Origin of the sequence: Acetonema longum DSM 6540, assembly GCF_000219125.1 — a bacterium.
GTDB classification, from domain to species: domain Bacteria; phylum Bacillota; class Negativicutes; order Sporomusales; family Acetonemataceae; genus Acetonema; species Acetonema longum.
In genome coordinates this window covers 1-24,943 of sequence record NZ_AFGF01000135.1, presented here as the reverse complement: position 1 = coordinate 24,943, position 24,943 = coordinate 1, and the positions used below count along the sequence as shown (strand labels likewise).

General features: G+C 51.2%; 22 protein-coding genes. 17 read left to right on the top strand and 5 right to left on the bottom strand.

Annotation, left to right across the window (positions count from 1 at the left end):
- Positions 1 to 19 precede the first annotated feature (19 nt).
- The 12 genes from ALO_RS14115 to ALO_RS14060 all read left to right on the top strand — a co-directional run bounded on the left by ALO_RS14115 (position 20) and on the right by ALO_RS14060 (position 13,114).
- Positions 20 to 1,411 (top strand): enolase C-terminal domain-like protein, encoded by a 1,392-nt coding sequence (locus ALO_RS14115; protein WP_004096950.1) that lies wholly within the window; start codon positions 20 to 22, stop codon positions 1,409 to 1,411.
- Between the two features lie 122 nt (positions 1,412 to 1,533).
- The gene (gene garD / locus ALO_RS14110; protein WP_004096949.1) at positions 1,534 to 3,060 is read left to right on the top strand and encodes a galactarate dehydratase; all 1,527 of its coding nucleotides are present in this window, start codon (positions 1,534 to 1,536) and stop codon (positions 3,058 to 3,060) included.
- Between the two features lie 316 nt (positions 3,061 to 3,376).
- The gene (locus tag ALO_RS14105) at positions 3,377 to 4,336 is read left to right on the top strand and encodes a phosphoglycerate dehydrogenase (RefSeq protein ID WP_004096948.1); all 960 of its coding nucleotides are present in this window, start codon (positions 3,377 to 3,379) and stop codon (positions 4,334 to 4,336) included.
- Positions 4,337 to 4,377: 41 nt separating this feature from the next.
- Positions 4,378 to 5,034 carry a bifunctional 2-keto-4-hydroxyglutarate aldolase/2-keto-3-deoxy-6-phosphogluconate aldolase gene (locus ALO_RS14100; protein WP_004096947.1) on the top strand — a complete coding sequence of 219 codons (657 nt, stop codon included), beginning with the start codon at positions 4,378 to 4,380 and terminating at the stop codon, positions 5,032 to 5,034.
- A 47-nt stretch (positions 5,035 to 5,081) separates the two neighbouring features.
- Positions 5,082 to 5,519: a PTS sugar transporter subunit IIA gene (locus ALO_RS14095; protein ID WP_004096946.1), complete on the top strand. Its 438-nt coding sequence runs from the start codon at positions 5,082 to 5,084 to the stop codon at positions 5,517 to 5,519.
- Positions 5,520 to 5,579: 60 nt separating this feature from the next.
- Positions 5,580 to 6,065 (top strand): PTS system mannose/fructose/N-acetylgalactosamine-transporter subunit IIB, encoded by a 486-nt coding sequence (locus ALO_RS14090; RefSeq protein ID WP_004096944.1) that lies wholly within the window; start codon positions 5,580 to 5,582, stop codon positions 6,063 to 6,065.
- A 39-nt stretch (positions 6,066 to 6,104) separates the two neighbouring features.
- Positions 6,105 to 6,863 (top strand): PTS mannose/fructose/sorbose/N-acetylgalactosamine transporter subunit IIC, encoded by a 759-nt coding sequence (locus ALO_RS14085; protein ID WP_004096942.1) that lies wholly within the window; start codon positions 6,105 to 6,107, stop codon positions 6,861 to 6,863.
- The gene (locus ALO_RS14080) at positions 6,863 to 7,693 is read left to right on the top strand and encodes a PTS system mannose/fructose/sorbose family transporter subunit IID (RefSeq protein WP_004096940.1); all 831 of its coding nucleotides are present in this window, start codon (positions 6,863 to 6,865) and stop codon (positions 7,691 to 7,693) included. The genes ALO_RS14085 and ALO_RS14080 overlap by 1 nt, the downstream gene beginning before the upstream one ends.
- A gap of 39 nt (positions 7,694 to 7,732) precedes the next feature.
- The gene (locus tag ALO_RS14075; RefSeq protein ID WP_004096938.1) at positions 7,733 to 8,785 is read left to right on the top strand and encodes an Ldh family oxidoreductase; all 1,053 of its coding nucleotides are present in this window, start codon (positions 7,733 to 7,735) and stop codon (positions 8,783 to 8,785) included.
- A 130-nt stretch (positions 8,786 to 8,915) separates the two neighbouring features.
- A complete protein-coding gene (locus tag ALO_RS14070) occupies positions 8,916 to 11,741 on the top strand; it encodes a sigma 54-interacting transcriptional regulator (protein ID WP_004096936.1) in 2,826 nt (941 codons plus the stop codon).
- A 127-nt stretch (positions 11,742 to 11,868) separates the two neighbouring features.
- Complete coding sequence (locus ALO_RS14065) at positions 11,869 to 12,084, top strand: hypothetical protein (protein ID WP_004096934.1); 216 nt, start codon at positions 11,869 to 11,871, stop codon at positions 12,082 to 12,084.
- A gap of 556 nt (positions 12,085 to 12,640) precedes the next feature.
- Positions 12,641 to 13,114, top strand: coding sequence for a DUF6882 domain-containing protein (locus ALO_RS14060; RefSeq protein ID WP_004096932.1), 474 nt, complete (start codon positions 12,641 to 12,643; stop codon positions 13,112 to 13,114).
- Between the two features lie 339 nt (positions 13,115 to 13,453).
- Here the strand turns inward: ALO_RS14060 and ALO_RS14055 are convergent, their stop codons facing one another.
- From ALO_RS14055 to ALO_RS14045, 3 genes are all read right to left on the bottom strand, one after another.
- A complete protein-coding gene (locus ALO_RS14055; protein WP_004096930.1) occupies positions 13,454 to 14,791 on the bottom strand; it encodes a CoA-disulfide reductase in 1,338 nt (445 codons plus the stop codon).
- A gap of 24 nt (positions 14,792 to 14,815) precedes the next feature.
- Entirely contained in the window at positions 14,816 to 16,207 is a 1,392-nt protein-coding gene (locus ALO_RS14050) for an L-cystine transporter (RefSeq protein ID WP_004096928.1), read from the bottom strand.
- A gap of 195 nt (positions 16,208 to 16,402) precedes the next feature.
- On the bottom strand, positions 16,403 to 17,494 hold the full coding sequence (locus tag ALO_RS14045) for an ATP-binding protein (protein WP_004096926.1): 1,092 nt from the start codon (positions 17,492 to 17,494) through the stop codon (positions 16,403 to 16,405).
- A gap of 547 nt (positions 17,495 to 18,041) precedes the next feature.
- Between ALO_RS14045 and ALO_RS14040 the strand changes: the two genes are divergently transcribed.
- Genes ALO_RS14040 through ilvD form a run of 4 tightly spaced genes read left to right on the top strand, consistent with a single transcriptional unit; the run spans position 18,042 to position 22,686 of the window.
- The gene (locus ALO_RS14040) at positions 18,042 to 18,272 is read left to right on the top strand and encodes an ACT domain-containing protein (protein WP_004096923.1); all 231 of its coding nucleotides are present in this window, start codon (positions 18,042 to 18,044) and stop codon (positions 18,270 to 18,272) included.
- A gap of 39 nt (positions 18,273 to 18,311) precedes the next feature.
- Positions 18,312 to 19,307 (top strand): ketol-acid reductoisomerase, encoded by a 996-nt coding sequence (ilvC, locus tag ALO_RS14035; RefSeq protein ID WP_004096922.1) that lies wholly within the window; start codon positions 18,312 to 18,314, stop codon positions 19,305 to 19,307.
- 19 nt (positions 19,308 to 19,326) lie between these two features.
- Positions 19,327 to 20,991 (top strand): biosynthetic-type acetolactate synthase large subunit, encoded by a 1,665-nt coding sequence (ilvB, locus tag ALO_RS14030; RefSeq protein ID WP_004096921.1) that lies wholly within the window; start codon positions 19,327 to 19,329, stop codon positions 20,989 to 20,991.
- A gap of 42 nt (positions 20,992 to 21,033) precedes the next feature.
- A complete protein-coding gene (gene ilvD / locus ALO_RS14025) occupies positions 21,034 to 22,686 on the top strand; it encodes a dihydroxy-acid dehydratase (RefSeq protein WP_004096920.1) in 1,653 nt (550 codons plus the stop codon).
- A 60-nt stretch (positions 22,687 to 22,746) separates the two neighbouring features.
- Here ilvD and ALO_RS14020 read toward each other — a convergent pair whose 3' ends face one another.
- Positions 22,747 to 23,514 carry an REP-associated tyrosine transposase gene (locus ALO_RS14020; protein ID WP_040293514.1) on the bottom strand — a complete coding sequence of 256 codons (768 nt, stop codon included), beginning with the start codon at positions 23,512 to 23,514 and terminating at the stop codon, positions 22,747 to 22,749.
- 136 nt (positions 23,515 to 23,650) lie between these two features.
- Between ALO_RS14020 and ALO_RS14015 the strand changes: the two genes are divergently transcribed.
- A complete protein-coding gene (locus ALO_RS14015) occupies positions 23,651 to 24,361 on the top strand; it encodes a Crp/Fnr family transcriptional regulator (RefSeq protein ID WP_004096918.1) in 711 nt (236 codons plus the stop codon).
- Between the two features lie 158 nt (positions 24,362 to 24,519).
- Here the strand turns inward: ALO_RS14015 and ALO_RS22535 are convergent.
- Positions 24,520 to 24,943, bottom strand: a 424-nt coding sequence (locus ALO_RS22535) for a hypothetical protein (RefSeq protein WP_004096916.1), incomplete at its 5' end; no start/stop codon positions are given.

Sequence of the window (24,943 nt, the reverse complement as noted above, 5' to 3'; positions counted from 1 at the left end):
AAGGAGGTTCCTTTCAATCATGGACAAGCAGATAAGCGGCGGCGCGCCGTCCATTGCCGAGATGCATGTGATACCCGTTGCCGGATATGACAGTATGCTGCTCAATTTATGCGGCGCTCACGCTCCTTTTTTCACCCGCAACATCATTATCCTGAAAGATAATGCCGGACACACCGGCGTAGGCGAGGTTCCTGGCGGCGAGGGCATTCTAAAGGCGTTGGAACGAGCCAAGCCGCTGGTGGTCGGCCAATCCATCGGCCAGTACAACAATGTTCTCACCGGTGTGAGGCGGCAATTGCTTGAAGGGAAAGCGGCAGGTCCGCAGGCGACCGTCCATAAGGTCACTTCGGCGGCCGAGGCGGCTATTCTGAAACAACCCCATGAAATTAATCTTCGTTCCGACAATGTAATCACCGCTATTGAAGCCGCTATGCTGGATTTGTTGGGCCAGTTCCTGAAGGTGCCGGTGGCTGCTTTGCTGGGCAGCGGCCAACAGCGGCATGCGGTGCGAATGCTCGGCTATCTGTTTTATGTGGGCGACCGTAACAAAACCGATCTTCCCTATCTTAACCCTGCAGCCAAAGACGGCTGGCTGCGCCTGCGCCACCAGGAGGCCCTGACTCCGGCGGCTATTGTGGCTCTGGCCGAAGCGGCGGCTGAGCGCTATGGATTTCAGGATTTCAAACTCAAAGGCGGTGTCATGACCGGCCCGGAGGAAATAGAGGCGGTTACCGCCCTGGCCAAACGCTTTCCCGCAGCCCGTATCACTCTGGACCCTAATGCCGCCTGGTCGCTGGAAGAAGCAATTCAACTCTGCCGCGGCCAGCAGGATGTACTGGCCTATGCCGAAGACCCCTGCGGGCCGGAAAATGGCTATTCCGGCCGAGAAGTTATGGCGGAATTTCGCCGGAGCACCGGCCTGCCGACAGCGACCAATATGATTGCCACTGACTGGCGGCAAATGGGTCACTCCATTCAGCTTCATGCCGTAGACATCCCGTTGGCCGATCCGCATTTCTGGACCATGCAAGGCTCAGTTCGCGTCGCTCAAATGTGTCATGAATTCGGCCTGACCTGGGGGTCTCATTCCAATAACCATTTTGACATATCCCTGGCCATGTTTACCCATGCGGCGGCAGCGGCCCCCGGAAACATCACCGCTATCGACACTCACTGGATTTGGCAGGAAGGCCAGGAACATCTCACTAAAGAACCCTTCAAAATTATCGCCGGTCTGGTCAATGTGCCGGATAAACCGGGACTCGGGGTAGAAATCGATATGGCTCAGGTGGAAAAAGCCAATGCCCTGTACAAAAAGCTGGGCCAGGGCGCCCGTGACGATGCTATGGCCATGCAATACCTGATCCCCGGCTGGCAATATGATCCCAAACGAGCCAGTATGGTTCGATAGCTTTCAATAACCCAATCGTCCTCCTATTGATTTAATTTGACTTCTTGACATCTTAATTTCAGTAGGAGGATTCTCAATTGAATGATTCAGCGACTATGATCTGCAGGAGGAGATGGAGTTGAATGAATACGACAGAAGAGCCCCGTTATATTAAAGTGCATCCGGCGGATAATGTGGCAATTATCGTCAACAAAGGGGGGCTGCCGGCCGGCGCTCACTTTTCTTGCGGCCTGGAATTAAAGGAGCATGTGCCGCAGGGACACAAAGCCGCGTTAATTGATCTGGCGCAAAATCAAGCGATTATCCGCTACGGGGAGGTTATAGGCTATGCGGTTCGTCCCATTCCCAAAGGAAGCTGGATTGAGGAATCCTTAGTGGATATGCCGGAACCACCGGCATTGGACGATCTGCCCCTGGGCAATAAAGTGCCGCCAGCGCTGCCGCCTCTGACTGGCTATACCTTTGAAGGCTATCGTAATCCGAACGGTACGGTGGCGACCAGAAATCTTCTGGGTATCAGCACCAGCGTCCAGTGTGTGGCGGGAGTAGTCGACTACGCCGTAAAAAAAATCAAGGCGGAATTGCTGCCCCAATATCCCAATGTGGACGACGTCGTGGCTTTAACCCATAATTACGGTTGCGGGGTGGCGATTCGGGCGCCGGAAGCTGCCGTACCCATCCGAACCTTGCGCAATCTGGCCATTCATCCTAATTTTGGCGGCGAAGTGATGATTGTGGGTTTAGGCTGTGAAAAGCTCATACCCGAACGGCTGCTTCCGCCAGGAGCGGCTAAAACGGATATTCTCATGCTCCAGGATCAGCAGGGATTTGGCGGCATGGTGCAGGCCATCCTCAATATGGCCGAGGCGCGGTTGATCAAATTGAACCAGCGCCACCGCATCACCTGTTCTGTCGCCGAGCTGACAGTCGGTTTGCAGTGCGGCGGCAGCGACGCCTTTTCCGGCGTCACTGCCAATCCTGCCGTGGGCTACGCCGCGGATTTGCTGGTACGCGCCGGGGCCACGGTCATGTTTTCTGAAGTTACAGAAGTCAGGGACGCCGTTCATCTGTTGACTCCCCGGGTTGCGGACGAAAAAACCGGTCAGGCGCTTATCCGGGAAATGAAATATTACGACCGGTACCTTTCTTTAGGCGAGGTGGACCGCAGCGCCAATACCGCCCCTGGGAACAAGAAAGGCGGGCTGGCCAATATTGTCGAGAAGGCTCTTGGTTCCATCGCCAAATCAGGCAGCAGCCCCATCGTCGAAGTTCTGGCACCGGGTGAAAAACCGGCCAAGCGAGGCCTGATCTACGCGGCAACGCCGGCCAGCGATTTTATCTGCGGCACTCTGCAGCTTGCTTCCGGGATGCATGTGCAGGTCTTTACCACTGGCAGGGGCACTCCCTACGGTTTGGCCATGGCGCCGGTGATTAAAGTCTCCACCCGTGACGCTCTTACCGAGCAGTGGCCCGATCTTATCGACATAAATACCGGGCCCATTGCTACTGGCAAGGCTACGATCGAAGAAGCAGGCTGGGAAATCTTCCGGTTTATCCTGGAGGTGGCCAGCGGCCGGAAAAAGACTTGGGCTGATCATTGGGGACTGCACAATGACTTATGTCTGTTTAATCCCGCGCCGGTAACCTGAGAATAATGTCGGGGGATGTTGACATTCCTGTCTAGGGGGATCATATCAGGTTCATCTTTTTTATTGAAGTATATCGGCCCTGACCGTGTTTTGACGGTCAGGGCTTTGTTCTGCCCCGCAGTCTCAAGTGTAGTGACGGGTACTACACTTCCTCCAAAGTTTTTGTAGAGGATTGTTAAAACAAGGGTGTTGGACAAGTAGTTGTGTAGTGGCATGGATATTGCATTAATGAGTAGTGAGTTTGACAGGGAGGAGATGCAACGGATATAGTTATCCCCCGATTCGGGGCATTTTTCTACACTAAGGGGATGTTTGGATGACGAAAAAGATCTTAATAGGGTCGCGGGCGCGGTCGCGCGCGCCGGAAGCGATGGGTATTCTGACGGCGCAAGGATACGATCTGGTATTGAATCCGCATGACCGATCCCTGACGGAAGCGGAGCTGATCGAGATGGTCAGAGGAACAGACGGTATCATAGCGGGCAATGAAACCATCACAGCAGCGGTCATTGCTGCAGGCGCTCCGGCGCTCAAGGTGATTGCCAAACAGGGAGTCGGCTACAATACCATCGATCTGGCTGCCGCCAAACAGCATGGTGTAGCTGTTACCATTACTCCCGGCGCCAACAGTAAGTCAGTGGCTGATTTGACAATGGGCCTGATCCTGAACATAGCCCGGCAAATTCCGCAGATGGATGCGTCTATCCGGACAGGAGGCTGGTATCGCCATACCGGTGTCGAATTAGCAGGAAAAGTGCTGGGCATCATCGGGATGGGCCATATCGGCGGGGAAGTGGCAAAACGCGCTTACAGTTTCGGAATGAAGGTCATGGCCTGCGATGTTTGTCCCCGGCAAGATTTCATCGATCACTACGGCGTAGCCTATTTGCCGTTAGAGGAAGTGTTTGCGCAGGCTGATTTTATCTCCCTGCATGTCCCGGCAATGCCGGAAACGGCCGGTATGATTAACATGGACAGGCTGCGGACGATGAAACGCACCGCCTATCTGATTAATACGGCCAGAGGCGCGCTGATCGTGGAGGATGATTTGTATGACGCTTTAACCCAAGGGGTCATCGCCGGTGCTGCTCTGGATGTATTTAACCGGGAACCGCTGGGTGATTCGCGCCTGGCAGACCTGGAGAACGTCGTTTTTACGCCTCATGCCGGCGCTTATACCAAAGAGGCAATTATTGGCGCAGGCGTTATGGCCGCCGAAGAAGTGGTCAGGGTTTTATCCGGGATGGAGCCTAAGTATCCGGTTATCAAATCATAAACTAATAAAAAGCGAAAAAAACAGTAGGGAGGAAATGCATTATGAGTAAAAAAATTGAAAATTTACGCAAGATAGTCGACGGCGGCATCGTAGTGATTATTCGGAGCGATAACGCCGAGGAAGCGCAGAAAATTGCCGAAGCCAGCATTGCCGGCGGGGTTGGCGCTGTAGAAGTTACCATGAGTGTGCCGGGCGCACTGAAGATCATAGAATCGCTTGCCCGGACCTATAAAAACGGAGAAATCGTGATCGGCGCAGGAACTGTTTTAGATGCGGAAACCGCCAGAGCAGCCATATTAGCGGGGGCCGAGCTCCTGGTAAGCCCTCATTTAAATGTCGATATGGTTAAGATGAGCAATCGTTATCAGGCAGTTTCCATCGTTGGCGCCATGACTCCGAAAGAGATCATGGAAACACTGGAGGCCGGCGCCGATATGGTAAAGCTGTTCCCTGCGGAATTATTGGGGCCGCAGTATGTGAAAACCGTGAAAGCGCCGATACCGCAAGCGTCGATTGTTCCTACCGGCGGGGCGACGCCGCAAAATGTGCATGAGTGGATTCAAGCCGGCTGCGATGCCGTAGGTGTAGGCAGCTATATAACGAAAGCCCATAAAAAGGACGGTGACTACAATAAGGTAACATTAGCAGCCAGGGAGTTTGTGGAGGCTGTCGCCAAGGCGCGACGCCAGGGCAAATGATTGGATACGGCAAAGTAAAAGAGGCTAAAGGATAAGGGGAGATTATATTGGCGGATGACAATGCAATATTGCCGGGAAGTATTCCGGGAATCATTCTGGTAACGCATGGCCGCTTTGGCGAAGAACTGATAAGAAGCGCAGAAATGATTGTCGGCGCGATGGAAAGTGTACGGGCACTGTCCTTAATGCCGGGCATGGAGCCGGACGACTTCCTGGCTGCTGTTAAAACCGCGCTGGAGTCCATGCCGGAGGGGTCTTTGCTGATCAGCGACTTATTTGGCGGCACTCCGGCCAACGTCTCGGCAGCCATATCGACAACACGGAACATTGGCGCTGTTTCGGGGCTCAGTCTCAGCATGCTCATTGAAGCGGCATCTTCCCGGATGGCCCTGAGAGGTGAGGCTTTAGCAGAGGCAGTGGTTCAGGCCGGGAGAAACAATTGCCGGAACATTCTGGCTCAGCTGCGCGGAATAGACAGTGTGTGAGAGATTGACCGAAGCATTGTTCCTGCGTACATACAAAATCATGCAAAAGGATGCGTTCAAATGGCTAAAATTTCTTTGGTAAGAGTGGACTTTCGCCTGATACACGGCCAGGTGGTTGCCAAATGGTTGAAACAGACCCAGGCAACTAAGATTATCATTGTAAACAGCACGTTGGCAAAAGACCCGACAATGAGCAATATTTATAAAATGGCCACACCGGCTAATGTGAAATGCAGTATCGTGGATATAGATACTTTTGTGGCGGCATGGGAGAAAAATCAGTTAGGAGAAGGTATTGCCCTGATATTATTCAAGGATGTCGGCACTACGGTCCAGGCCTGGAAAAAGGGCTTCCCGCTTGAACAACTGCAGATTGGCGGGCTTGGCGCGGGACCGGGACGCAAGGCTGTATATCAGAATATGACCCTCAATAAGGAAGATGCGGCAATGCTTAAAGAACTGAGCGGCGGAGGAGTAAAGGTATTCTTTCAGGCAACTCCGGAGGACAAGCAGATGGAATTTGAAAAAGTCGATCTAAATTTCTAAAGGTATTTTTAGTTACGTATTCAGTTAGGAGGGGAAAGCATGATTCAGGCTGTTTTAGTAGGAGTGCTGGCTTGGATGCAAAGTTCATCCAATCCTCTGGGGTGGTGGCTGATCAGGGAGCCGTTAATGGCGGGATTCTGGGTAGGACTGATTTACGGAAAACCAGTTGAGGGATTGATTATCGGGGCCGCCATCAATGTAGCCTTTTTAGGCTGGAACAGCACCGGGGGCGCTAATCCGTCGGATCTCTATTCAGCAGGGCTCTTGGGAACGGCAGTGGCGATACAGAGCAATATCAGCATTGAACAGGCAGTAGTCATTGCCGTTTCTCTGGGGGTTATCGGCAATTATGCATGGATTATGTTTATGTCTGTAAATTCGATGTGGCCTTCCCTGCAGGATAAATATGCGGAAAAAGGCGATGTGAGGGGTATTATGCTGATACAGGCTATCCCTTCACAGCTGGTTGTCATCTTAGTGAGAGGAATTCCGGCTTTTTTAGCGGCATTATATGGGCCGTCGATGATTGAAGGACTGCTGGCGTCAGTTCCGGCTTGGGGCATTGCAGGATTTAACACAGTGGGGAAAGTATTGCCGGCTGTAGGGATTGCCATGCTGTTAAAGTATATGGCGCGTAAGGATCTCCTGGTCTTTTTCGGTATCGGTTTTGCCACAAGCGCCTATACCGGTATGAATAATTTGTTGTATGCGGCCTTTCTTGGCGCCGCGATGGGCTACATTTATATTTCCTTGCAACCTGAAGTGAAAGCGGAGACCGGTGAGGAGGACGAAATATAATGGCTGACAACTCTGTGAAGGATATTAGCCTGACCAGCAGAGATATTCATATGGCCACGCTGCGGTGGTGGCTTATGAGCCACATGGCCTACAACTATCAACGGATGCAGGCCGGTGGTTTTGCTTCGATGATGGGCCCCCTGCTTAAAAAATTATATCCGGACAGACCGGAGGAAGTCATTGCCGGCTTAAAGCGGCATATGATGTTTTTTAATACTGAGCCCCGCTGGGGAGCAGTAATTCATGGCATTACCATTGCCTTGGAAGAACAAAAGGCCAAGGGAGAAGATATATCAGAGGAAACGATTGTTGATTTAAAAAGCTCACTGATGGGGCCGCTGGCCGGGATCGGGGATACCATATCCGGAGCTTTGTATAAACCTGTATTACTGGGTATTTGTCTTGGCTGGGCAGCTCAGGGCAGTCTTTTGGGACCGCTGCTTTTTACCATTGGCATGCTGGGCTATGATTTTACCATTACCAGGCTTGCCGTCAGAAAAGGGTATCAATTGGGCACATCGGCTGTAACGACGATACTGGCGGGCGGTTTATTTGAGAAATTAACAACCTTTTTTTCCATCATGGGTCTATTTGTTTTAGGAATCATGGTCTGCAAATTTATCACCGTTGATGTGGCTTTTGCACCGGTTATAGCGGGTAAGCCGGTGGCTTTCAAAACGCTGCTTGACCAGATCGTGCCTAAAGCATTGCCGTTAGCCATAACCTTGATTAGCTGGCGGGCGATCATGAAAGGGTATCGTGTCATTAACGTACTTCTGTGCCTGTTCGCTTTTGCACTGGCAGGTGGGGCTTTAGGCATCATCCAATAACCCGTTTTTTCGTCAGTTCAGTGGAAAGAAGGTGAATCAATGGGTGGGCAGCCAATATTTTCAGTGGAAGTACTGCATCAGTTTATAGTACAGATTCTTGTAAAGGCGGGTATGCCGGCCCCAGACGGCGATATTGCCGCTGCCAATTTGTTGAAGGCTGACCTGTGGGGTGTTGGGACCCACGGTATCAGCCGTTTTCCCAGATACCTTATGCGCCTTCGGAACGGGACCATCAATCCCCGCCCTGCCATTGCAATTCACAGCGTTCTGCCGGCTGTGCTTGCCGCGGACGGCGACAACGGGTTAGGTTCCGTGGTTGCGGCCAGGGCGCTGGACGCGGCTATGGCAAAAGCCGACCATTTTGGTTTGTGTGCTGCAGGTGTCAGAAGAAGCAATCATTTCGGGGCGGCCGGGTTTTATTGCGATATTGCGGCCAGACGAAATTACATCGCTGTCGTTTTGACGAACGCATTGTCGGCCATTCCTCCCTGGGGCGGAAAAGAAGCCTATTTGGGGACAAATCCTATAGCCATCGGACTGCCCCGGCAGGGTAAAACACCGGTAGTAATTGATTTGGCGACCAGTGTTGTCGCGCGGGGGAAAATTATTGCGGCCGCAAGGCAGGGCTCGTCTATTCCTGAAGGCTGGGCGCTGGACAAAGAGGGCCGGCCCACAACGAACGCGCAGGAGGCTTTGGCGGGGATGCTTCTGCCGATGGCCGGCCCCAAAGGTTATGCGCTGGCCCTGGCGATTGATCATTTATGCGGTGTTTTCACAGGAGCTGCTTTTGGCCGGGACGTAGCCTCATATATTGGTGAACCAAACCAAGCCGACGTGGGACATCTGATGATTGTCATGAAAGCCGGCGCATTTACCGGCATGGCGGAATATTATGAACGCACCGAACGATTCTGCCGGGAAATTAAGGATGTCGCCAAAGCCGCTAACGTTAATGAGATATATTTGCCGGGCGAGCGCGAGTATCTTTTAGAACAAACCTTACTAAAAAATGGGATCGAAGTTGTCCCCGGCCTGCTCGAAGAATTAGCGGCTATAGCCCGGGAGTATGGAGTGCCTTTGGCAGGAGCATAGGAGAAGAGTATGTAAGGTAGATAAATTGTTTGCAATGGGCCTGCCAGTAGTGGCGGGCCCATTATGAACAGTTTGAATGTAAGGAATATTGCGGCATCAGTCGGGCGTCTTGGTAGTAAGGAGTGAAGCAATGGTAAGAATAGACAGAGTCAGGGAATATGTAGAGAGTCATACAAGCGAAACGGTAACGGCAGGCAAGCGACCCGGAGTAAGCGCCGCCGAGGTGGCGCTGAACCTGCGAATTCATCGTAACGATGCATCTGCGGACCTGAATAAACTATTCAGGTCCGGATATATCGAAAAAAGCGGTACAAAGCCGGTACTTTACTTTTCTGCCCGCAGGGGACAAGCTGATACTGTACCTGATCCATCTAAAGCTAACCATTCTGAAATCCCTGAGAATAAGCAAAATGCAGATGAGCGGGCCGCTTTTTCAGGAATCATCGGGAGCGAAGGCAGCCTTAAGGCCCAGATTGAGCTTGCAAAAGCAGCGGTGGTGTATCCGCCCAGTGGGTTGCATACCTTACTCTGCGGCGAAAGCGGCGTGGGGAAAAGCCTGATGGCAGAGGCCATGTGGCGATATGCTGCGGAAATACGGGCATCGCAAAGCCAATCCGATGCGAAGATCCCTTTTGTTACGTTTTGCTGCGCCGATTACGCGGACAATTCCCAACTGCTCCTGTCACAGCTTTTTGGCTATGTAAAAGGCGCTTTTACCGGAGCGGATGAAGACCGTGAGGGATTTGTGGACAGAGCCCGCGGCGGGATTTTGTTTCTGGACGAGATACACCGGTTGCCGCCTGCGGGTCAGGAAATATTGTTTATGCTGGTCGATAAAGGAACCTACCGAAGACTGGGCGAGACCAGGGAAGAAAGAAAGGCTCAGGTCATGCTGATTGGGGCGACGTCAGAGGATCTCGCCAGTTCGCTGCTGACGACTTTCCGCCGGCGCATCCCTGTTCAAATCATGTTGCCCAGAATCAGTGAGCGGCCACTGAAAGAAAGGATCGCATTAATCGCACATTTTGTGAAACAGGAGGCAATCCGGTTAGGTCTGCCCATTTGGATTTCGGGTGAAGCGCTGCAGACATTTTCCTATTATAACTGCCCCGCTAATATCGGGGAATTGCGCAATGATTTGCAGCTTTGCTGCGCGAAGAGTTATTTGGCGTATCTGGCGTCCTCGTCGGACAAGCTGATTGTCGCTGTTGACGTTATTCCGCAAAGAATATTTTCGATGGTTAGAGACAAAGAAACAACTGAGAATTCCACAAACCGAATTTTCAAAGAAGGAATCCTGGTCCAGCCAGGAGGCCAGCCGTTGCCTCAGGCCCTATTAAATGATTACGAATTGCCGATTGATCTTTATGGCTTTATTGATAAAAAAATGGAAGCTTACCGGCAGACGAGGCTGTCGGATGCGGAGCTTGAACGCCAGGTTGGAAAGGATTTGGAAAAATACTTTGATGCAGCGGTCCACGCATTTTTGAAGCCGGATATTCATGGGATGCCGTTAAGTATCGTTCAGCAGAATATCTGGGAAGCTGCGAATTTGTTGTTAAATAACGCATCCGATAAAATGAGCCGGAAATACGGCAGAAAAACATTGGTTGCCCTGGCGTTGCATCTGCAGCAATTTAAGGAACGGGCCGCGTCCGGACGAATTATTTATAATCCAAATCTCAAATCCATTCAGGCCGAGCAGGCTAAAGCATACAGCATCGTTACCGAAAATATTCCGGACTTGACCCAAAAACTCGGTGTTGACGTACCCCCCGATGAAATTGGATTTATTGCCATGTTTTTGGTCCATGGTTTTGATGACGCCGTAAAACAGCGAATCGGATTAATTGTTGTAGCTCATGGACGGGGGACGGCGCAAAGCATGGCGGAAGTAGCCAATAATTTATTGGGGACGGATCATGTAAAAGCTTATGATATTCCGTTGAATAAGAGTAATGCAAAAACAGTGGAAGAACTGCAGGAACTGGTCTTAAGCGCCAATGAAGGCAAGGGCGTCATTTTGCTTGTGGATATGGGCTTTTTGGTTACAATGGAGAGCATGCTGACTCAAACCACGAATGTCCCGCTTAGAATTATTCCCAACGTCACCACGGCATTGGTACTGGAGGCCGGGAGAAGGGTATTGACAACCGAGGAATGCCTTGAACAGGCAGTCGACACTATTTATGACCTGTATGACGAATACACTCTTACGCTGAGACGGCGAAGACACTCACTGGTCGGCACGAAAGGGACTGTCCTGCTTACTTGCTCCAGCGGCGCAGGGGTAGCCGAAAAGATTAAAGAAATTTTACTGAGTCATTTTCCTGATGCCGGTACCATGAATTTTATAACGGCAGGCGCGATGAGTGACGTAAGATCCATTGCGGCAGAATGGGGCGGCAGCTTGCGGATGGCTGTCGGCAGTATGGATCCGAACTTGGGAACTGTTCCGTTTATACACGTGAGTGAGCTGTTTACGCCGGAAGGGCTTAGATATGCAGGCGTTTTATTAGCGCAAGGGGCAATCAGCGAAAGTCAGGGCGACCGTAACCAGTACTCAGAAAAAGAAGTGTTTATGCTGCTTGCGGGACAGCTCAATAAATTTGTAAAAACATTGCCACTGGATAAGATCAAATTGTGTTGTGAAAAATTGGTTGAGGAAATCAGGGACGGCCTGTTTGAAGGACACCTGTCCAAAGATACGGTAGTACGAATTTATTTACATGCCGCCTGTATGTTTGACCGCATTAACGCCGGAGACGCACTGCTGCCGCCGGAATGGGGCGAGCAGATACAGGCGGACCGCCGGCAGGAATTTCAACAATTAAAAAGGATATTGTGTGAAGCAGGCGCAGGTATAATGGTAGAAGTGCCCGATTCCGAAATATGCTACTTTTTAAGTATATTGCCGGATCGGCATCCGGCCGATAAGAATCAACATAACAACTAATTACTTTCCTTGTTCGGACAGTTTGTAAGCTAAAAAGGTGTCATCGCTTTGTCGTATTGCCGGAATTAATCTTCGACCGGCGAGGGCATACTAACAGCGTCGGTAAAAAAATTGCGGAGGTATGCCTATGCGCGCTATGGAATGTTGGGATGAACAGGTAAAAAAGATGGACGTCTGGGATATGGGGGCGACCAAGGCCGGCAACCTGCTGTTCGGCGTCCTGCTTACCCAGATGTTCCCCAAATTTTTTCTCCGGCTCAATCCTTGGCTGCTGGTGGCGACTATTGGCCTGCTGAGCTTGAAACCACTGCACAGTATGGTCAAACAGGATGAGGGAGAGTAACCCACGTTCCCGCATTCATCCGTTTCCATTTAAACAAACCAGCAGAGCAACGGACTTTTCTTGTCTGTTGCCCCGCTGGTTTGTTTTTTGCTTCACAGCAATGTGCCAAAAAGTGATTGTTTTGTAGTGCCAACTAGTCCCTATCAGACTCGAAAGGACGGTTCGACATCACTGAAAAATCCCTATTTTAGATTGATGACCTCTCCCCTCACGCTTTTTAGACCTTACCCGCGAGTCTCTTCATCTTAGTTGTCAATAACCTCCTCTCCGGGACACCCTATCAGCCATGAGGCATTATGAAAAGGAAGATTTTCTTTATATGCCGAACTGCATATTAATAATGTAGAAAAAAGGTTTTGATCTCAAGGAGAAACTACTACCTTTGCAGCTATTGAAAGCGCCATCGCCAAAAAATTCAATAAGATAATTAATTCTTTCAGCTTGCGCAATTCTCCAGCGAAGCGTTGCAGCTTAACTTTTACAAGGGCAAGGGGACAGGTGCTAATCTATCTTTTTCGGATAATTATAGTAGTGTTATTGGGAGGGAATGTATTTTATGCCGTTCAATAAAAATATGCAGGATTTTATGGTACAAAGCATGGAGGGTCTTAGACTCCAGCAGCAGGCACACAGTGAGGCTTGGGGGTTGGATAGGGTGGAGCGATGGGATGTGGACCTGGAATCGGGGACAATCAGCTTTAGTTTTAAGGATGGTACTGTTGCTATTGCTCCTGTGCAGGTAGTGGGAACCTACAATCCAGAAGACAGCACATTTCTCTGGGGCTGGGATCACCCATCAATACCCGAAGCGGTAGCTGAACACGCCAAACAGGTTTTGACGTTTGGCCGGGAACACCATATTGAGAACTTCATGACCCGTAAGGTAACCTGTACCGAAGCGGAGGCATGGGAATTTACTGCCGTGGCTGTCAGGCTGGCCGGAGCTAACGGAGGATATCGGGGTGATGCGGGAGGTCCGCTTGTCTATATGACCTTTGGCGAGGTAAGGTTACAGCGACAGAAGGAATGACCGGGAATAAAGGAAGTAATGAAAAGTGCAGCCACTTTCGGCTATGGGGAAAGAAAGGTTTATCAGTCATTTTGGGATTGATTTAGAGATGCAATGGAAGAAATGATTCAGCTTGATTAGAAACGCGGAGTCATTGTTTCGAGAAAAGCGCGGATATTCTTCGATAAATCCTCTTTTATTCTTAATCATCTGAGACTTGCTTATAACATGGTGATATACATGCTCTATAGAAAAAGAAATATGCTTGTGTAAAAACAAAGACTGTCGGCAGTTCATTTTGCCGACAGTCTTTGTTTCGAGCTTCTTATGCTTTCCATAGCACAAAATTGCTTCGGTATCTTATTCCTTCACCGCATTGGCAGCGATATTCAAAACATCCCAGGGCCGGGAAAAAGGCGGCGCGTAGAAGAGATCCAGCATTCCCAGTTCTTCTATGGTCATGCCGTTCCATACCGCTGTAGCCAGAACATTGGCCCGAAAGGCCGCGCCGTAACGGCCGGCTGTCTGGCCCCCCAGCAATTTTCGGGTTTCCTTGTGGTAAATTAATTTCACGAAAATGTCAGACTGGCCCGGCAGATAGTTGCTGTGGTTTTTGTCTTTGATAAAGACGCTTCCATAAGGGATTCCGGCTTTCACCGCATCTTTTTCCGTTATACCGGTGCGGCCGGCTTCGGCTTCCAGCACTCGGACCGCAGCGCTGCCCAGAGTTCCGGGGAATTGACTGTCTTTGCCCGCCAGGTTTTCCCCCACGATCCTGCCGATTTTATTGGCGGTGGTGGCTAAAGGAATGTACGCATTCTCTCCTGTGATGCGGTGAGGAACGGTGGCGCAGTCGCCAGCGGCGTAAATATCGGGAAGGTTGGTGCGTCCGGACTGGTCGATGATAATGGCGCCGTTTTTCAGCATGGCCAGACCTGTGTTCTGCAAAAAGGCAGTATTGGGTTTGACCCCAGCCGCCACAATCACCAGATCCGCCGGATATTCTCCTTTATCCGTCAAGACGCCGGCGGCTTGCTCCGCTCCGGTGACCGCCTTCACGGTTTCCTGCAGATGCAGGCTGATTCCGGCGGCGATGATCTCTTTTTCCAACACTTCGGTTATTTCCCGGTCAAACACATCGGCCATGATCCGCTCATCCAGCTGAATCAGCCTGACGTCTTTCCCCAGATGCATCATCGCTTCAGCAACTTCCAGGCCGATAAAGCCGGCGCCTACGATCACTACGTTTTTAACGGTCTGAGACTGGGCGGCCTGCTTCACAGCCAGGCCATCCTCCATGGTCTTCAGGGTAAAAACATTCTTTCGATGCAGGTTTTCTATCGGCGGTTTGATAGGAGCCGCGCCGGTGGCGATCATGAGCCGGTCATAGAATCGGGTTTCCTGCTCTCCGGTGTGGAGATTCCGGACCGTGAGGACTCTGACCGCCGGGTCCACCGCCAGCACTTGATGATTTGTCTTGACAGTAATGCCGCTTCGGGCAAACTGAGATACGGTCCGGGATATCATATAGCCGGTATCATCGAAATGATTGGCGAGAAAATACGGCAAGCCGCAAGCGCCAAAGGAGACAATCTCCGACTGTTCATAGACAATGATTTCCGCTTCCGGCGCCAGCCGCTTCGCTTTGGCTGCAGCACTGGCTCCGGCTGCTTCCGCTCCGACAATGACAATTTTCATGAGAATCTCCTTGCATTGGTTTTATTAGACTGCTTCTTCTTCCGCCAAAACCTGATTATAAACCTCCATGTTGGCTTCGCCTGTCGCTTTACTGGTCACTAAACCAGCCACCATGGAATCGCTGACGTTCAGCGCCGTACGCCCCATGTCAATCAAAGGTTCAATGGCAATCAGCAGGCCGGCCAGCCCAATGGGCAGGCCCATGGTGGACAGTACTACCAGGGCGGCAAAGGTAGCCCCGCCGCCTACGCCGGCAATGCCGAAAGAGCCAATGGCTACTACAATGATCAGCTTGACTAAAAAGCCCAGTTCCAAAGGATTGATGCCGACAGCCGGCGCCGCCATAACAGCCAGCATGGCCGGATACACTCCGGCGCAGCCGTTTTGGCCAATGCAGGTGCCAAAAGAGGCCGATAAGTTTGCGCTGGCTTCGGATACGCCCATTTTTTCCTGCAGAGTCCGGATGGTGAGAGGCATCGTACCGGCGCTGGTTCGGGAAGTAAAGGCAAAGGTCAAAACCGGCACGGCTTTTTTCACATAGGTCAGGGGATTAAAGCCGGTAAAGGCCAGGATCAGCAGGTGGATGATAAACATGGTGATCAGGGACAGGTAAGAAACAATGATAAATTCTACGAGGTTCATCATGGCCCCGAAATTGCTCCGGGAGATAAAGCCGGTCATTAAGGCCATCACTCCGTAGGGAGTCAGGCGCAGCACCAGCGCCACCATGCGCATGACCACGTCGTGGGCGGCGGTGATGATCTTGCAGAACAGTTCGGCGGATTCAGGTTTCTTCTTTTTTATGCCTAACACGGCAATGCCAAGAAAGGAGGCAAAAAATACCGTCCCCAGGGTGGCGCTGCTGCCTTGTCCGGTAAAGGCATAAAAGGGATTGTCGGGAATAATCTCGATCAACTGCTGCGGGATCGGTTTAGCGGTGAAAGCGCTCATTCTCTTTGCCACATTGGCCTGCGCCCCCATCTCGGCTTCACCCACCTGAATACTGCCGGCATCCAGCCCAAAGGCCAGAGAGTACCCTGCGCCTACTGCCGCCGCAACAGCGGTAGTGGCAATCAGCACGCCGATAATCAAGGCCCCGGTTTTGCCTAAAACCTTGGTATCCTGCAGATTGGTGATAGCGCTGGTGATTGATACTAAAATCAGCGGTATGACGATCATCTTCAAGAGCCGGACATAGCCCGAGCCAATGACGTTAAACCAGCTGTTGGATTCTTTAATAATCGCAGAATTTGCCCCATACACGCTCTGGAGAATAAAACCGAAAATAATGCCGAAACCCAGGGCTGTCAGCACCCGCGTTGCAAAGCTATAATGCTTGCGCTGCATGTGCCACAAGATACATACTAAGGCTAACATGCCAATGAGGTTAATACAAATTGCTACCGTTTGGTTCACTATAAATTCCTCCTTATGCCATTATAATAAATGACTATGAGGGATTCATTAAATAAATGCAATTATCCTGCTCAACAATCCGTTCCTTAAAAAAGCAGGTGGTTTAATGTTGCCGCCAAGCCTGAAGCCACGCTGTCAGGCTGGTATAGCCTTAATAAATTTGGACTCTATCATTAAGAATAGAAAACACGGTGACTAGAATAGTTTTTTTCCGGTTTCCTCCGGACAGGTTCCTAAGATATGCCTGATAAACTGCTGCGCTGCCCGACCCGAGCGCCCGGGGCGAGACAGTTCCCATTGCAGAGCCTGCTGTTTAAGTGTATCTGTTGATAAAGCCAGGGAATGCCTTTTGGCCAGTTCCTGGACGATGCGCAGATATTCCTCCTGATTGGGGGCCGGGAAGCTTAAGGTGATGCCGAACCGGTCAGATAAGGATATCTTTTCCTGAACTGTATCGTTGGCATGAATGTCCGGGGTTCCTTCCCGGTCGGCCCAAGTCTCCCGGATGAGATGACGGCGGTTGGAAGTAGCGTAAATGACCGCATTGTCCGGTTGACGCTCAACGCTGCCGTCCATAACGGATTTTAGGTATTTGTATTCGGTTTCCGCTTCCTCGAAAGAGATGTCATCCAGGAAAATGATAAATTTTTGGCTGCAACTGCGTAAGGCATCAATGACTTTATTCAGGCTTCGCAGCTGATATTTATTGATTTCCACCAATCTTAATCCGTCATGAAAATAGCGGTTTACCAAGCCTTTGACGCAGGAGGATTTGCCTGTGCCCCGGGCGCCTGTCAGAAGAACATGATTGGCCGGCTTATTGCCCAGGAAAGATTCGGTGTTTTTGATCAGGACTTCTTTTTGATATTCATAGCCAACAATGTCTTCCAGTTTAATCGCATCCACGTGTTTGACGCCTGAAAGGCCGGTTTCCTCATCCAGCCGAAAAGCCGCGAAACCGGCCATTTTACCGCAGCCGTGCAGGGTGTAATATTCGATCAGTTTGTCAGCCAATGCGTCAGGGGAATGCTGCGCCGACGCCAGCAGAAAATCACGAAGGCAGGCAAAATCCTGCCAGGGGTCAACCTGGGTAGGCGTGAAATCATCGATGCCATGAGCCTTGCCCAACTCAGCCAAGTCGGTATGTAAGAAGTTTTGCAGCACCGCCAGATCATGCAGCACGGCCTGGCGAAGCCCCGCACCGATCCTGCCGCGATTTTTCTGGACCGTGACGCTAAAAATGTTTTCATCCCTGGCCATCTGATAGATAAGATAACTTTGCGGCAAATTGCCTGCAAGGCCCAGGTTCTCCGCATGGGCAATCAGTGCTGCGATTAATTCATAAGGAGTATCCGGATGAGCCTGACCGGCTATCAGCGCCTACATTTTTTGGATCAGGCTGTCGGCCAGCAATTGGCGGTAGAGTACGAGATTCTGTAGAGTATAATCCGGTGGTGCCATGACGGACCTCCTCACGGTTGGTGTTTATTCAAAGGACAAGTGTTTAAAATATATTAAATATTATGTACAGTATAATGACGTTGTTGGTTAATGTCAATATAATTTGCAAAGTTATCTCTTGACAGGTACCAAAATGCGTGTAACAATGTATGCAAAATACAAAGTATTTAATGCAATATTGTTTTGTATAAGAGAGGGCATCTAGGGTTCCGCCGTTTGGGTCTGGACCGAGCGATGCTGAGCGCGGTTAGGATAGTCGCGCTACACCGTGGGTAGAAAAGACTCCGCGGAAAGTTTCTTGTTGCTGACGAGAAACTTTCCGCGGATTTTTCATTACATAAAGAAAGATAAGAAAGAGATAGGAGAGTCGGGCATGAAACAAACTGTTTCGATTTTGCTGCGCAAACAAGAGGGAGGTGTGGTACGGCTGGCAGGGATGCTATACCGGCGTGGTTATGAAATTGAACATTTATTGGTGGCGCCGGACCGGCAGGCGAATCATATGAGAGTCGTGGCTACTGTTTGCTGCGACCGGTTCGGGCCCGGTCAACTGCTGCGGCAGGTAGGGAAATTGATGGATGTCGTCACGGCGGAAGTTTTATAAGCCGGTTCGCCGGAAAAAGCAAAGAGGAGGAGGGTTCTTATGAGAAAATTGTATTACGACCAGGATGCCAACTGGCAAATCATGCAGGGAAAACGGGTAGCCATCATCGGCTATGGAAGTCAGGGCCACGCTCATGCTCAGAATCTGAAAGACAGCGGCGTAAAAGTGACGGTGGGGCTTTATGAAGGCGGCAAGTCCTGGGAAAAAGCCCAAAGGGACGGACTGGAAGTTGCCACTGTCAAACAAGCAACTGCTCAGGCTGATATCGTGATGCTGCTGTTGCCGGATGAAAAGCAGGCGGCTGTATACCGGGAGCATATCGGGCCGAATTTGCGGCCGGGAGCGGCTTTAGCCTTTGCCCACGGCTTTAATATCCATTATCAGCAGATTCAGCCGTCGGCCGGAATCGACGTATTTATGGTCGCTCCCAAAGGACCGGGGCATTTGGTGCGGCGGGTCTATCAGGAAGGCAAAGGCGTGCCCTGTCTGGCGGCTGTGCATCAGGACAGCAGCGGCAACGCCCATGACCTGGCCCTGGCCTACGCCCGCGGCATCGGCGGGACCCGGGCAGGCGTCCTGCAGACCACCTTTGCCGAGGAAACCGAGACCGATCTGTTCGGTGAACAGGCAATTCTGTGCGGCGGCGTGACCGAACTGATCTGCGCCGGATTTGAAACCTTAATCGAAGCAGGTTATCAGCCGGAATCAGCCTATTTTGAATGTATGCATGAAATGAAGCTGATTGTAGACCTGATGTATGAAGGCGGTATGGCGGCTATGCGCCACTCCATCAGCGATACTGCCGAATATGGCGACTATATGAGCGGACGCCGCGTTATCACCGAGGCCACCCGGGCTGAAATGCGCCGGATTCTGGCCGAAATCAAAGACGGCTCCTTTGCGAAACAGTGGATCCTGGAAAATCAGGCTAACCGGCCAAATTTTAGCGCGATGCGCCGGCAGAAGGCAGCCCACCCCATTGAAGTGACGGGCAGGGAACTCAGGGAGATGATGCCTTGGCTTCAAAGCAAATAAATGCGGGAGGAACGAGTCCATGCAGATGTCAGGCGGCAAAATTATCATCGAATGCCTGTTGCAAAATGGTGTAACCACTGTGTTCGGGTATCCGGGCGGGGCCACTCTGCCTCTGTATGATGCTCTGTGCGGCTCGCCCCTCAGGCATATCCTGCCGGTTCACGAGCAGGGGGCGGTCCATGCCGCTGACGGCTACGCCCGTTTGTCAGGGCAAGCCGGGGTCTGTATCGCTACTTCCGGCCCGGGCGCCACCAATCTGGTTACTGGCCTGGCCACTGCCTATATGGATTCTTCGCCGGTGGTGGCCATTACCGGTCAGGTGTCCACCGGACTGCTGGGAACAGATGCTTTCCAGGAGGTAGATATAACCGGCATTACCATGCCGGTCACCAAGCATAATTTCCTGGTAAAGCATATTGACGATTTGGCGGATACCATCCGCCAGGCCTTTGTCATAGCCACCAGCGGCAGGCCGGGACCGGTGCTGGTGGATGTGCCCCGGGACATCCAGGCAGCCCAGGGCCGTTGGGAACCCGTTGGCCGGGCGAAGTTTTTGCCTGAACAACCGGACCCGGCCGGCAGTCAAACCATATCCCGGATCGTGGAGATGCTGGCTGCGGCCAAGCGGCCGGTGATGCTGGCAGGCGGCGGCATCAAGACGGCCAACGCCTGGCGTGAAGCGGTCGCCCTGGCTATAAACAGCGGCGTGCCAACGGTAAGCACCTTGATGGGACTGGGGGTATTTCCGTCTGTCCAGCCTTATTTCCTCGGCCTGACCGGGTTGCATGGACATCAGGCGGCAAACTGGGCTGTCTATGAAGCCGATGTGATATTGGCGGCGGGCACCCGGTTCAATGACCGGGTTACCGGGGACCGGCAGGTCTACGCCAACGGCAAAACCGTCATTCACCTGGATGTTGACCCTGGTGAACTGGATAAGAATATCACCGCCGATCTTTCGCTGGTTGGCGACCTGCGCGGCAACCTGGCCCGATTGGCGGCAGAAATGTTGAAAAAGCCGCTGGCCATAGTTGACTGGCGGGACCGCATCGGCGCCTGGCAGAAGCAGTTTGAGAAAAATTATGACACAGGCCGGCTGAATGCCCCCTGGATCATGCGGCAAATGTCCCGCTGGACAGAAGGTCTGCCTGTTACCTGGGTTACCGATGTGGGACAGCATCAGATGTGGGCCGCCCAGCATCTGGATTTGAGCACTCCTAACAGCTGGATTTCCGCCGGCGGCATGGGGACCATGGGATTTGGCCTGCCGGCGGCGCTGGGAGCGCAGGCGGCCTGTCCTGACAGGCGGGTGATTTTGGTTGCCGGTGACGGCGGCTTTAAAATGACCGGGATCGAGTTGCTGACCGCCGCCCATGAGAAATTGCCCATTATCTGCGTTATTCTGAATAATAAATCCCTGGGTATGGTGCGGCAAATGCAGACTCTGTTCTATAACCGGCAGTACCAGGCAGTCGACTTGCCTGACTTTGATTTCATCGCCTTTGCTGAGGCCTGTTCCGCCACCGGTATCAAGACTTCTGTTCCGGACCAATTCCAGGCGGCCTTTCAGCGGGCTCTGCAGGATACCGGCAAACCGCATATTATCGTTGCTGATATTGATCCGGAGGATCTGGTGGAGATGATTTATCCCGATTCAGCGGTGAATCAATTTGTCCCGTTATAACTGCCGGTTACGTTTTATTAACAATAGAAAAGGGGGTTAATCATGCGCAGTGACATTGTAAAACAAGGTTCCACCCGGGCTGCCCATCGCTCGCTATTTTACGCCATGGGGTATACGCCTGATGATTTGAAGAAGCCGTTAATCGGGATCGTGAATTCTTTTAACGAGATCATACCCGGTCATTTTCATCTGCGGGATATTGCCGATGCGGTAAAACTGGGCGTGACCGCTGCCGGCGGCACGGCGGCGGAATTTCCGACTATCGGCGTCTGTGACGGCATTGCCATGGGTCATATCGGCATGAAGTTTTCTTTAGCCAGCCGTGAGATCATTGCCGATTCGGTGGAAGCCATGACTCTGGCCCACGGTTTTGACGGCCTGGTGATGATCCCGAACTGTGATAAGATCGTGCCGGGAATGCTGATGGCGGCTGCCCGTCTGAATATCCCCGCCGTTGTCGTCAGCGGCGGGCCGATGCTGGCCGGCCGCTACCGGGGGAAGGATATCGGCGTCAGCCAGGTCTTTGAAGCGGCCGGACTGTACGAAGCCGGCAAAATTGACGCCGCCGAGCTGGAACTGATCGAAAAAAACGCCTGTCCGGGCTGCGGCTCCTGTTCCGGCCTGTTCACAGCCAACAGCATGAACTGCCTCACCGAAGCCTTGGGGATGGCGCTGTCGGGTAACGGCACCATCCCGGCAGCCAATTTCGGCGCCCGGCGAATGTTGGCCAAACGCACGGGAGAACTGATCCTGGAATTGATCCGCCGAGACATTAAACCCCGTGATATCATGACGCAAAAAGCCTTTGCCAACGCCATCACTGTTGACATGGGGATTGGCGGTTCCTCCAACACGGCGCTGCATCTGCCGGCTATCGCCTATGAGGCTGGCATTGAATTGCCGCTAGAACTCTTTGACGCCATTAGCGCCAAAACCCCCTATATTACCAAAATGAGCCCCGGCGGCTCCCATCATTTGCAAGACCTGAACGAAGCCGGCGGCATCCCGGCGGTTATGAAGGAATTGTCCAAGTTGAACTTGATTCATACCGATGCGCTTACGGTAACAGGCGCAGTGGCAGACCGGATTCAGCATGCCGCCATAGAACGGCCTGATGTCATCAGGAGCGTAGAAGAACCTTATCGCCTGACCGGCGGCATTGCCATTTTAAAAGGAAATTTAGCGCCGGACGGCGCAGTGGTTAAAGAAAGCGCGGTGGCGGAAGACATGCTGGTATTTAACGGCGCGGCGCGGGTATTTGATTCCGAGGACGATGCGATTGAAGCCATTCAGGGCAAACGCATTCAAGACGGCGACGTGGTTGTGATCCGTTATGAAGGCCCTCAGGGCGGGCCGGGCATGAGGGAGATGCTGAATCCCACCTCCATGATTACCGGCATGGGGCTGAAAGTAGCCTTGCTTACGGATGGCCGTTTTAGCGGCGCCACCAGAGGCGCCTGTATCGGCCATATCGGCCCCGAAGCCATGTTGGGCGGTCCGGTTGGCTTGGTCAAGGATGGCGACCGGATTTTCATCGATATTCCCGGACGGTCGCTGCACGTAGACTTAAGCGACAGTGAACTGGCCGCGCGCAAAGCGTCCTGGGTAAAACCCGCCGCGAAAATTACCGCCGGTTATCTTGCCCGCTATGCCAAACTGGTGACAGCGGCGAAAAACGGCGCAGTTCTAAAGTAAAGAAGGCTGCCGCTTGCGTTACGGGAAGAGGTGTCGGGGGACGGGGTGTCGACACTTTATTTATGCTTTTAAAACAATCCCCCGATTAATTCCCGTGAGTCTTTCAATTTGCCGAATGGATAAATGATGTCTCTCTTTAAGGATCTTTATATATGTATTCCTTGTGTGAGGATCAAACTGCTGCAAATCGATTGCATTTTTCAAATGGCAGGCCTGCTTGATGATTTCTCTTGCCTGTTCATCCGTAAGCCGCTGCTTTCCCTCAGGGTCTATATCTAAGCATTCCTGATCGCTGTTTTCCCGGATATACTCGATAAATCGCTCTCTTTTCGGTTGATTGTCATCGCTGATCATATCCAGTAACAGATGGGTGGTGACTAAGGCTGCTTGCGTGACATATTCATGAAAGCTGCTCCAGGGATAGTCTTCTACTCGTTTTACCAGGCCGGCTTTTATAGGATTTTGATGGATATATCGCAGCACTGTTTGAAAATATTCATCGGTTTCTACCGGCTCACTCTTAAAGCGATCCTGAAACAGGTTACCGACTCTCTGATACTTCAGATTATACCAATAGACATAGCTCCCGCATAACCGGCGCATGACCTGCTCGAGCGGCTCGATTCCTATTTTGATCAACAGATGGACGTGGTTCCCCATCAGACAATATGCATAAATCCCATATCCGCTTATTTCTTTGTAGCGTTGCAGGATCTGGAGGAAGTAAGTACAATCTTCTTGGTCCTCAAAAATGGTTTGGCGGTTTATTCCTCGTATGATGATATGATAGATTCCGCTATTGCTCTTTTTTCTGGCTGTTCTGGCCATCATTTCACCCCGGGATCTATTTTAGGATACATCTTTCTCATTGTCAATAACCCCGTCCCCTGACACCGCTATATATATTATGAGCTCTGCATTCTATTGACCCATCCAGATCAGCTAGAGAAGGAGGGAATTTATAGTGCTGACAAATCCGATACAAGATTTTTATTCGCCATGGATTTATGCGCAAAATAAACTCTGGGAATCCGTGCTGGAGCTAGGAAAAAAACATCTTTATGAAAAGGGAAGCATAATTTTGGGCGGTGGCAAACCGGTTGATTATTTGTATTACTTGCATGCTGGGTGTATAAAGTTTTCCAAACTTACTGCCGATGGCGACGAAAAAATTATATGGTATATTGACAAAGAAAATATTTTTGGTGCAGCGCCTTTTTTTGACCGGCGGCCTATACGAGAGATGTGTAATATGTTGACGGCATTGGAAGATTGTGAAGTGTATACTTTTACGCGGGAATGCTTTAGTAAGGAGATTGTCGTTAAGCATCCGGAATTATTGGAGAATTTAATTCAAAGTATGGCGTATAAGATTTTTCTGGGGCTAAACCGCGGCGGAGACTTGTCTTCGTTACCAAGCCGAATTTGTAAGGTGCTGCATTACGTAATTGAAAGAGAAACAGAAGAGGGGCTTAGCGGTAAAAAAGTACGTTCAAAAGGAATCAATCAGCAGGAATTGGCTGATATTTTGGGAGTGCATAGGGTTACTCTGAACAATGCAATCTCTCAACTCAAGCGGGAAGGCGTAATCGAACATATGAGTAAACGGAGTCTGGTAATTAACGATATCGAGCGATTTCGCGCCTATGTGCAAGAACGAAAACTGTCTGAATGAACCGCCTGTCAAGTAGACAGACAAAAAAGAAAAAGTATGGCGTGAGAATGGATGTCCCCAGGGCATCCATTCTCACAAAAGGGGGGCGCATTGCACTTTTTTCAAAAAGCGTTTTGCGCCCCCTTTTTGCGTGTTTTGATTACTTATATGAGCCATTATTATGGAGCGCTAAAACTGGCGTCTTCATAAATCGGATAAACCCAGACACTGGTCCGTGCTCCACTAACAGAAACAAAAAGATCTACTTCGCTCTGGGACCATAAGCCAGTGACGGGATCCTGTTGGCGGATCCACGTTCTGTGCATCTCGTTGGAATCACTGAATATCGTGCCATCTATCATCATGCTTGAGGCTGTTAAAGTAACGCCGTCCAAGCTAGATCCCTCAGAAGCCGAATCCCATTGAGTTGAACGCTTTATATCGACAAGAATGGAACCGCCAGTAGAGCTTAGTGATAGTGATAATGCAGTTGTACTTGCGTTCTCTAAATGATAGACAACATTTCCTATAATTACATCAAAAGAACTATCAGCTGCAGATAAATCAAGGTTGAACACCGCAGTAGGCGCAATTCCACTTGCG

Excerpts from the sequence above, each read along its gene's own strand:
- ALO_RS14115 (WP_004096950.1), top strand. The coding sequence starts at position 20 with ATGGACAAGCAGATAAGCGGCGGCGCGCCGTCCATTGCCGAGATGCAT.
- garD (WP_004096949.1), top strand. The coding sequence starts at position 1,534 with ATGAATACGACAGAAGAGCCCCGTTATATTAAAGTGCATCCGGCGGAT.
- ALO_RS14105 (WP_004096948.1), top strand. The coding sequence starts at position 3,377 with ATGACGAAAAAGATCTTAATAGGGTCGCGGGCGCGGTCGCGCGCGCCG.
- ALO_RS14100 (WP_004096947.1), top strand. The coding sequence starts at position 4,378 with ATGAGTAAAAAAATTGAAAATTTACGCAAGATAGTCGACGGCGGCATC.
- ALO_RS14090 (WP_004096944.1), top strand. The coding sequence starts at position 5,580 with ATGGCTAAAATTTCTTTGGTAAGAGTGGACTTTCGCCTGATACACGGC.
- ALO_RS14085 (WP_004096942.1), top strand. The coding sequence starts at position 6,105 with ATGATTCAGGCTGTTTTAGTAGGAGTGCTGGCTTGGATGCAAAGTTCA.
- ALO_RS14080 (WP_004096940.1), top strand. The coding sequence starts at position 6,863 with ATGGCTGACAACTCTGTGAAGGATATTAGCCTGACCAGCAGAGATATT.
- ALO_RS14075 (WP_004096938.1), top strand. The coding sequence starts at position 7,733 with ATGGGTGGGCAGCCAATATTTTCAGTGGAAGTACTGCATCAGTTTATA.
- ALO_RS14070 (WP_004096936.1), top strand. The coding sequence starts at position 8,916 with ATGGTAAGAATAGACAGAGTCAGGGAATATGTAGAGAGTCATACAAGC.
- ALO_RS14065 (WP_004096934.1), top strand. The coding sequence starts at position 11,869 with ATGCGCGCTATGGAATGTTGGGATGAACAGGTAAAAAAGATGGACGTC.
- ALO_RS14060 (WP_004096932.1), top strand. The coding sequence starts at position 12,641 with ATGCCGTTCAATAAAAATATGCAGGATTTTATGGTACAAAGCATGGAG.
- ALO_RS14055 (WP_004096930.1), bottom strand. The coding sequence starts at position 14,791 with ATGAAAATTGTCATTGTCGGAGCGGAAGCAGCCGGAGCCAGTGCTGCA.
- ALO_RS14040 (WP_004096923.1), top strand. The coding sequence starts at position 18,042 with ATGAAACAAACTGTTTCGATTTTGCTGCGCAAACAAGAGGGAGGTGTG.
- ilvC (WP_004096922.1), top strand. The coding sequence starts at position 18,312 with ATGAGAAAATTGTATTACGACCAGGATGCCAACTGGCAAATCATGCAG.
- ilvB (WP_004096921.1), top strand. The coding sequence starts at position 19,327 with ATGCAGATGTCAGGCGGCAAAATTATCATCGAATGCCTGTTGCAAAAT.
- ilvD (WP_004096920.1), top strand. The coding sequence starts at position 21,034 with ATGCGCAGTGACATTGTAAAACAAGGTTCCACCCGGGCTGCCCATCGC.
- ALO_RS14020 (WP_040293514.1), bottom strand. The coding sequence starts at position 23,514 with ATGGCCAGAACAGCCAGAAAAAAGAGCAATAGCGGAATCTATCATATC.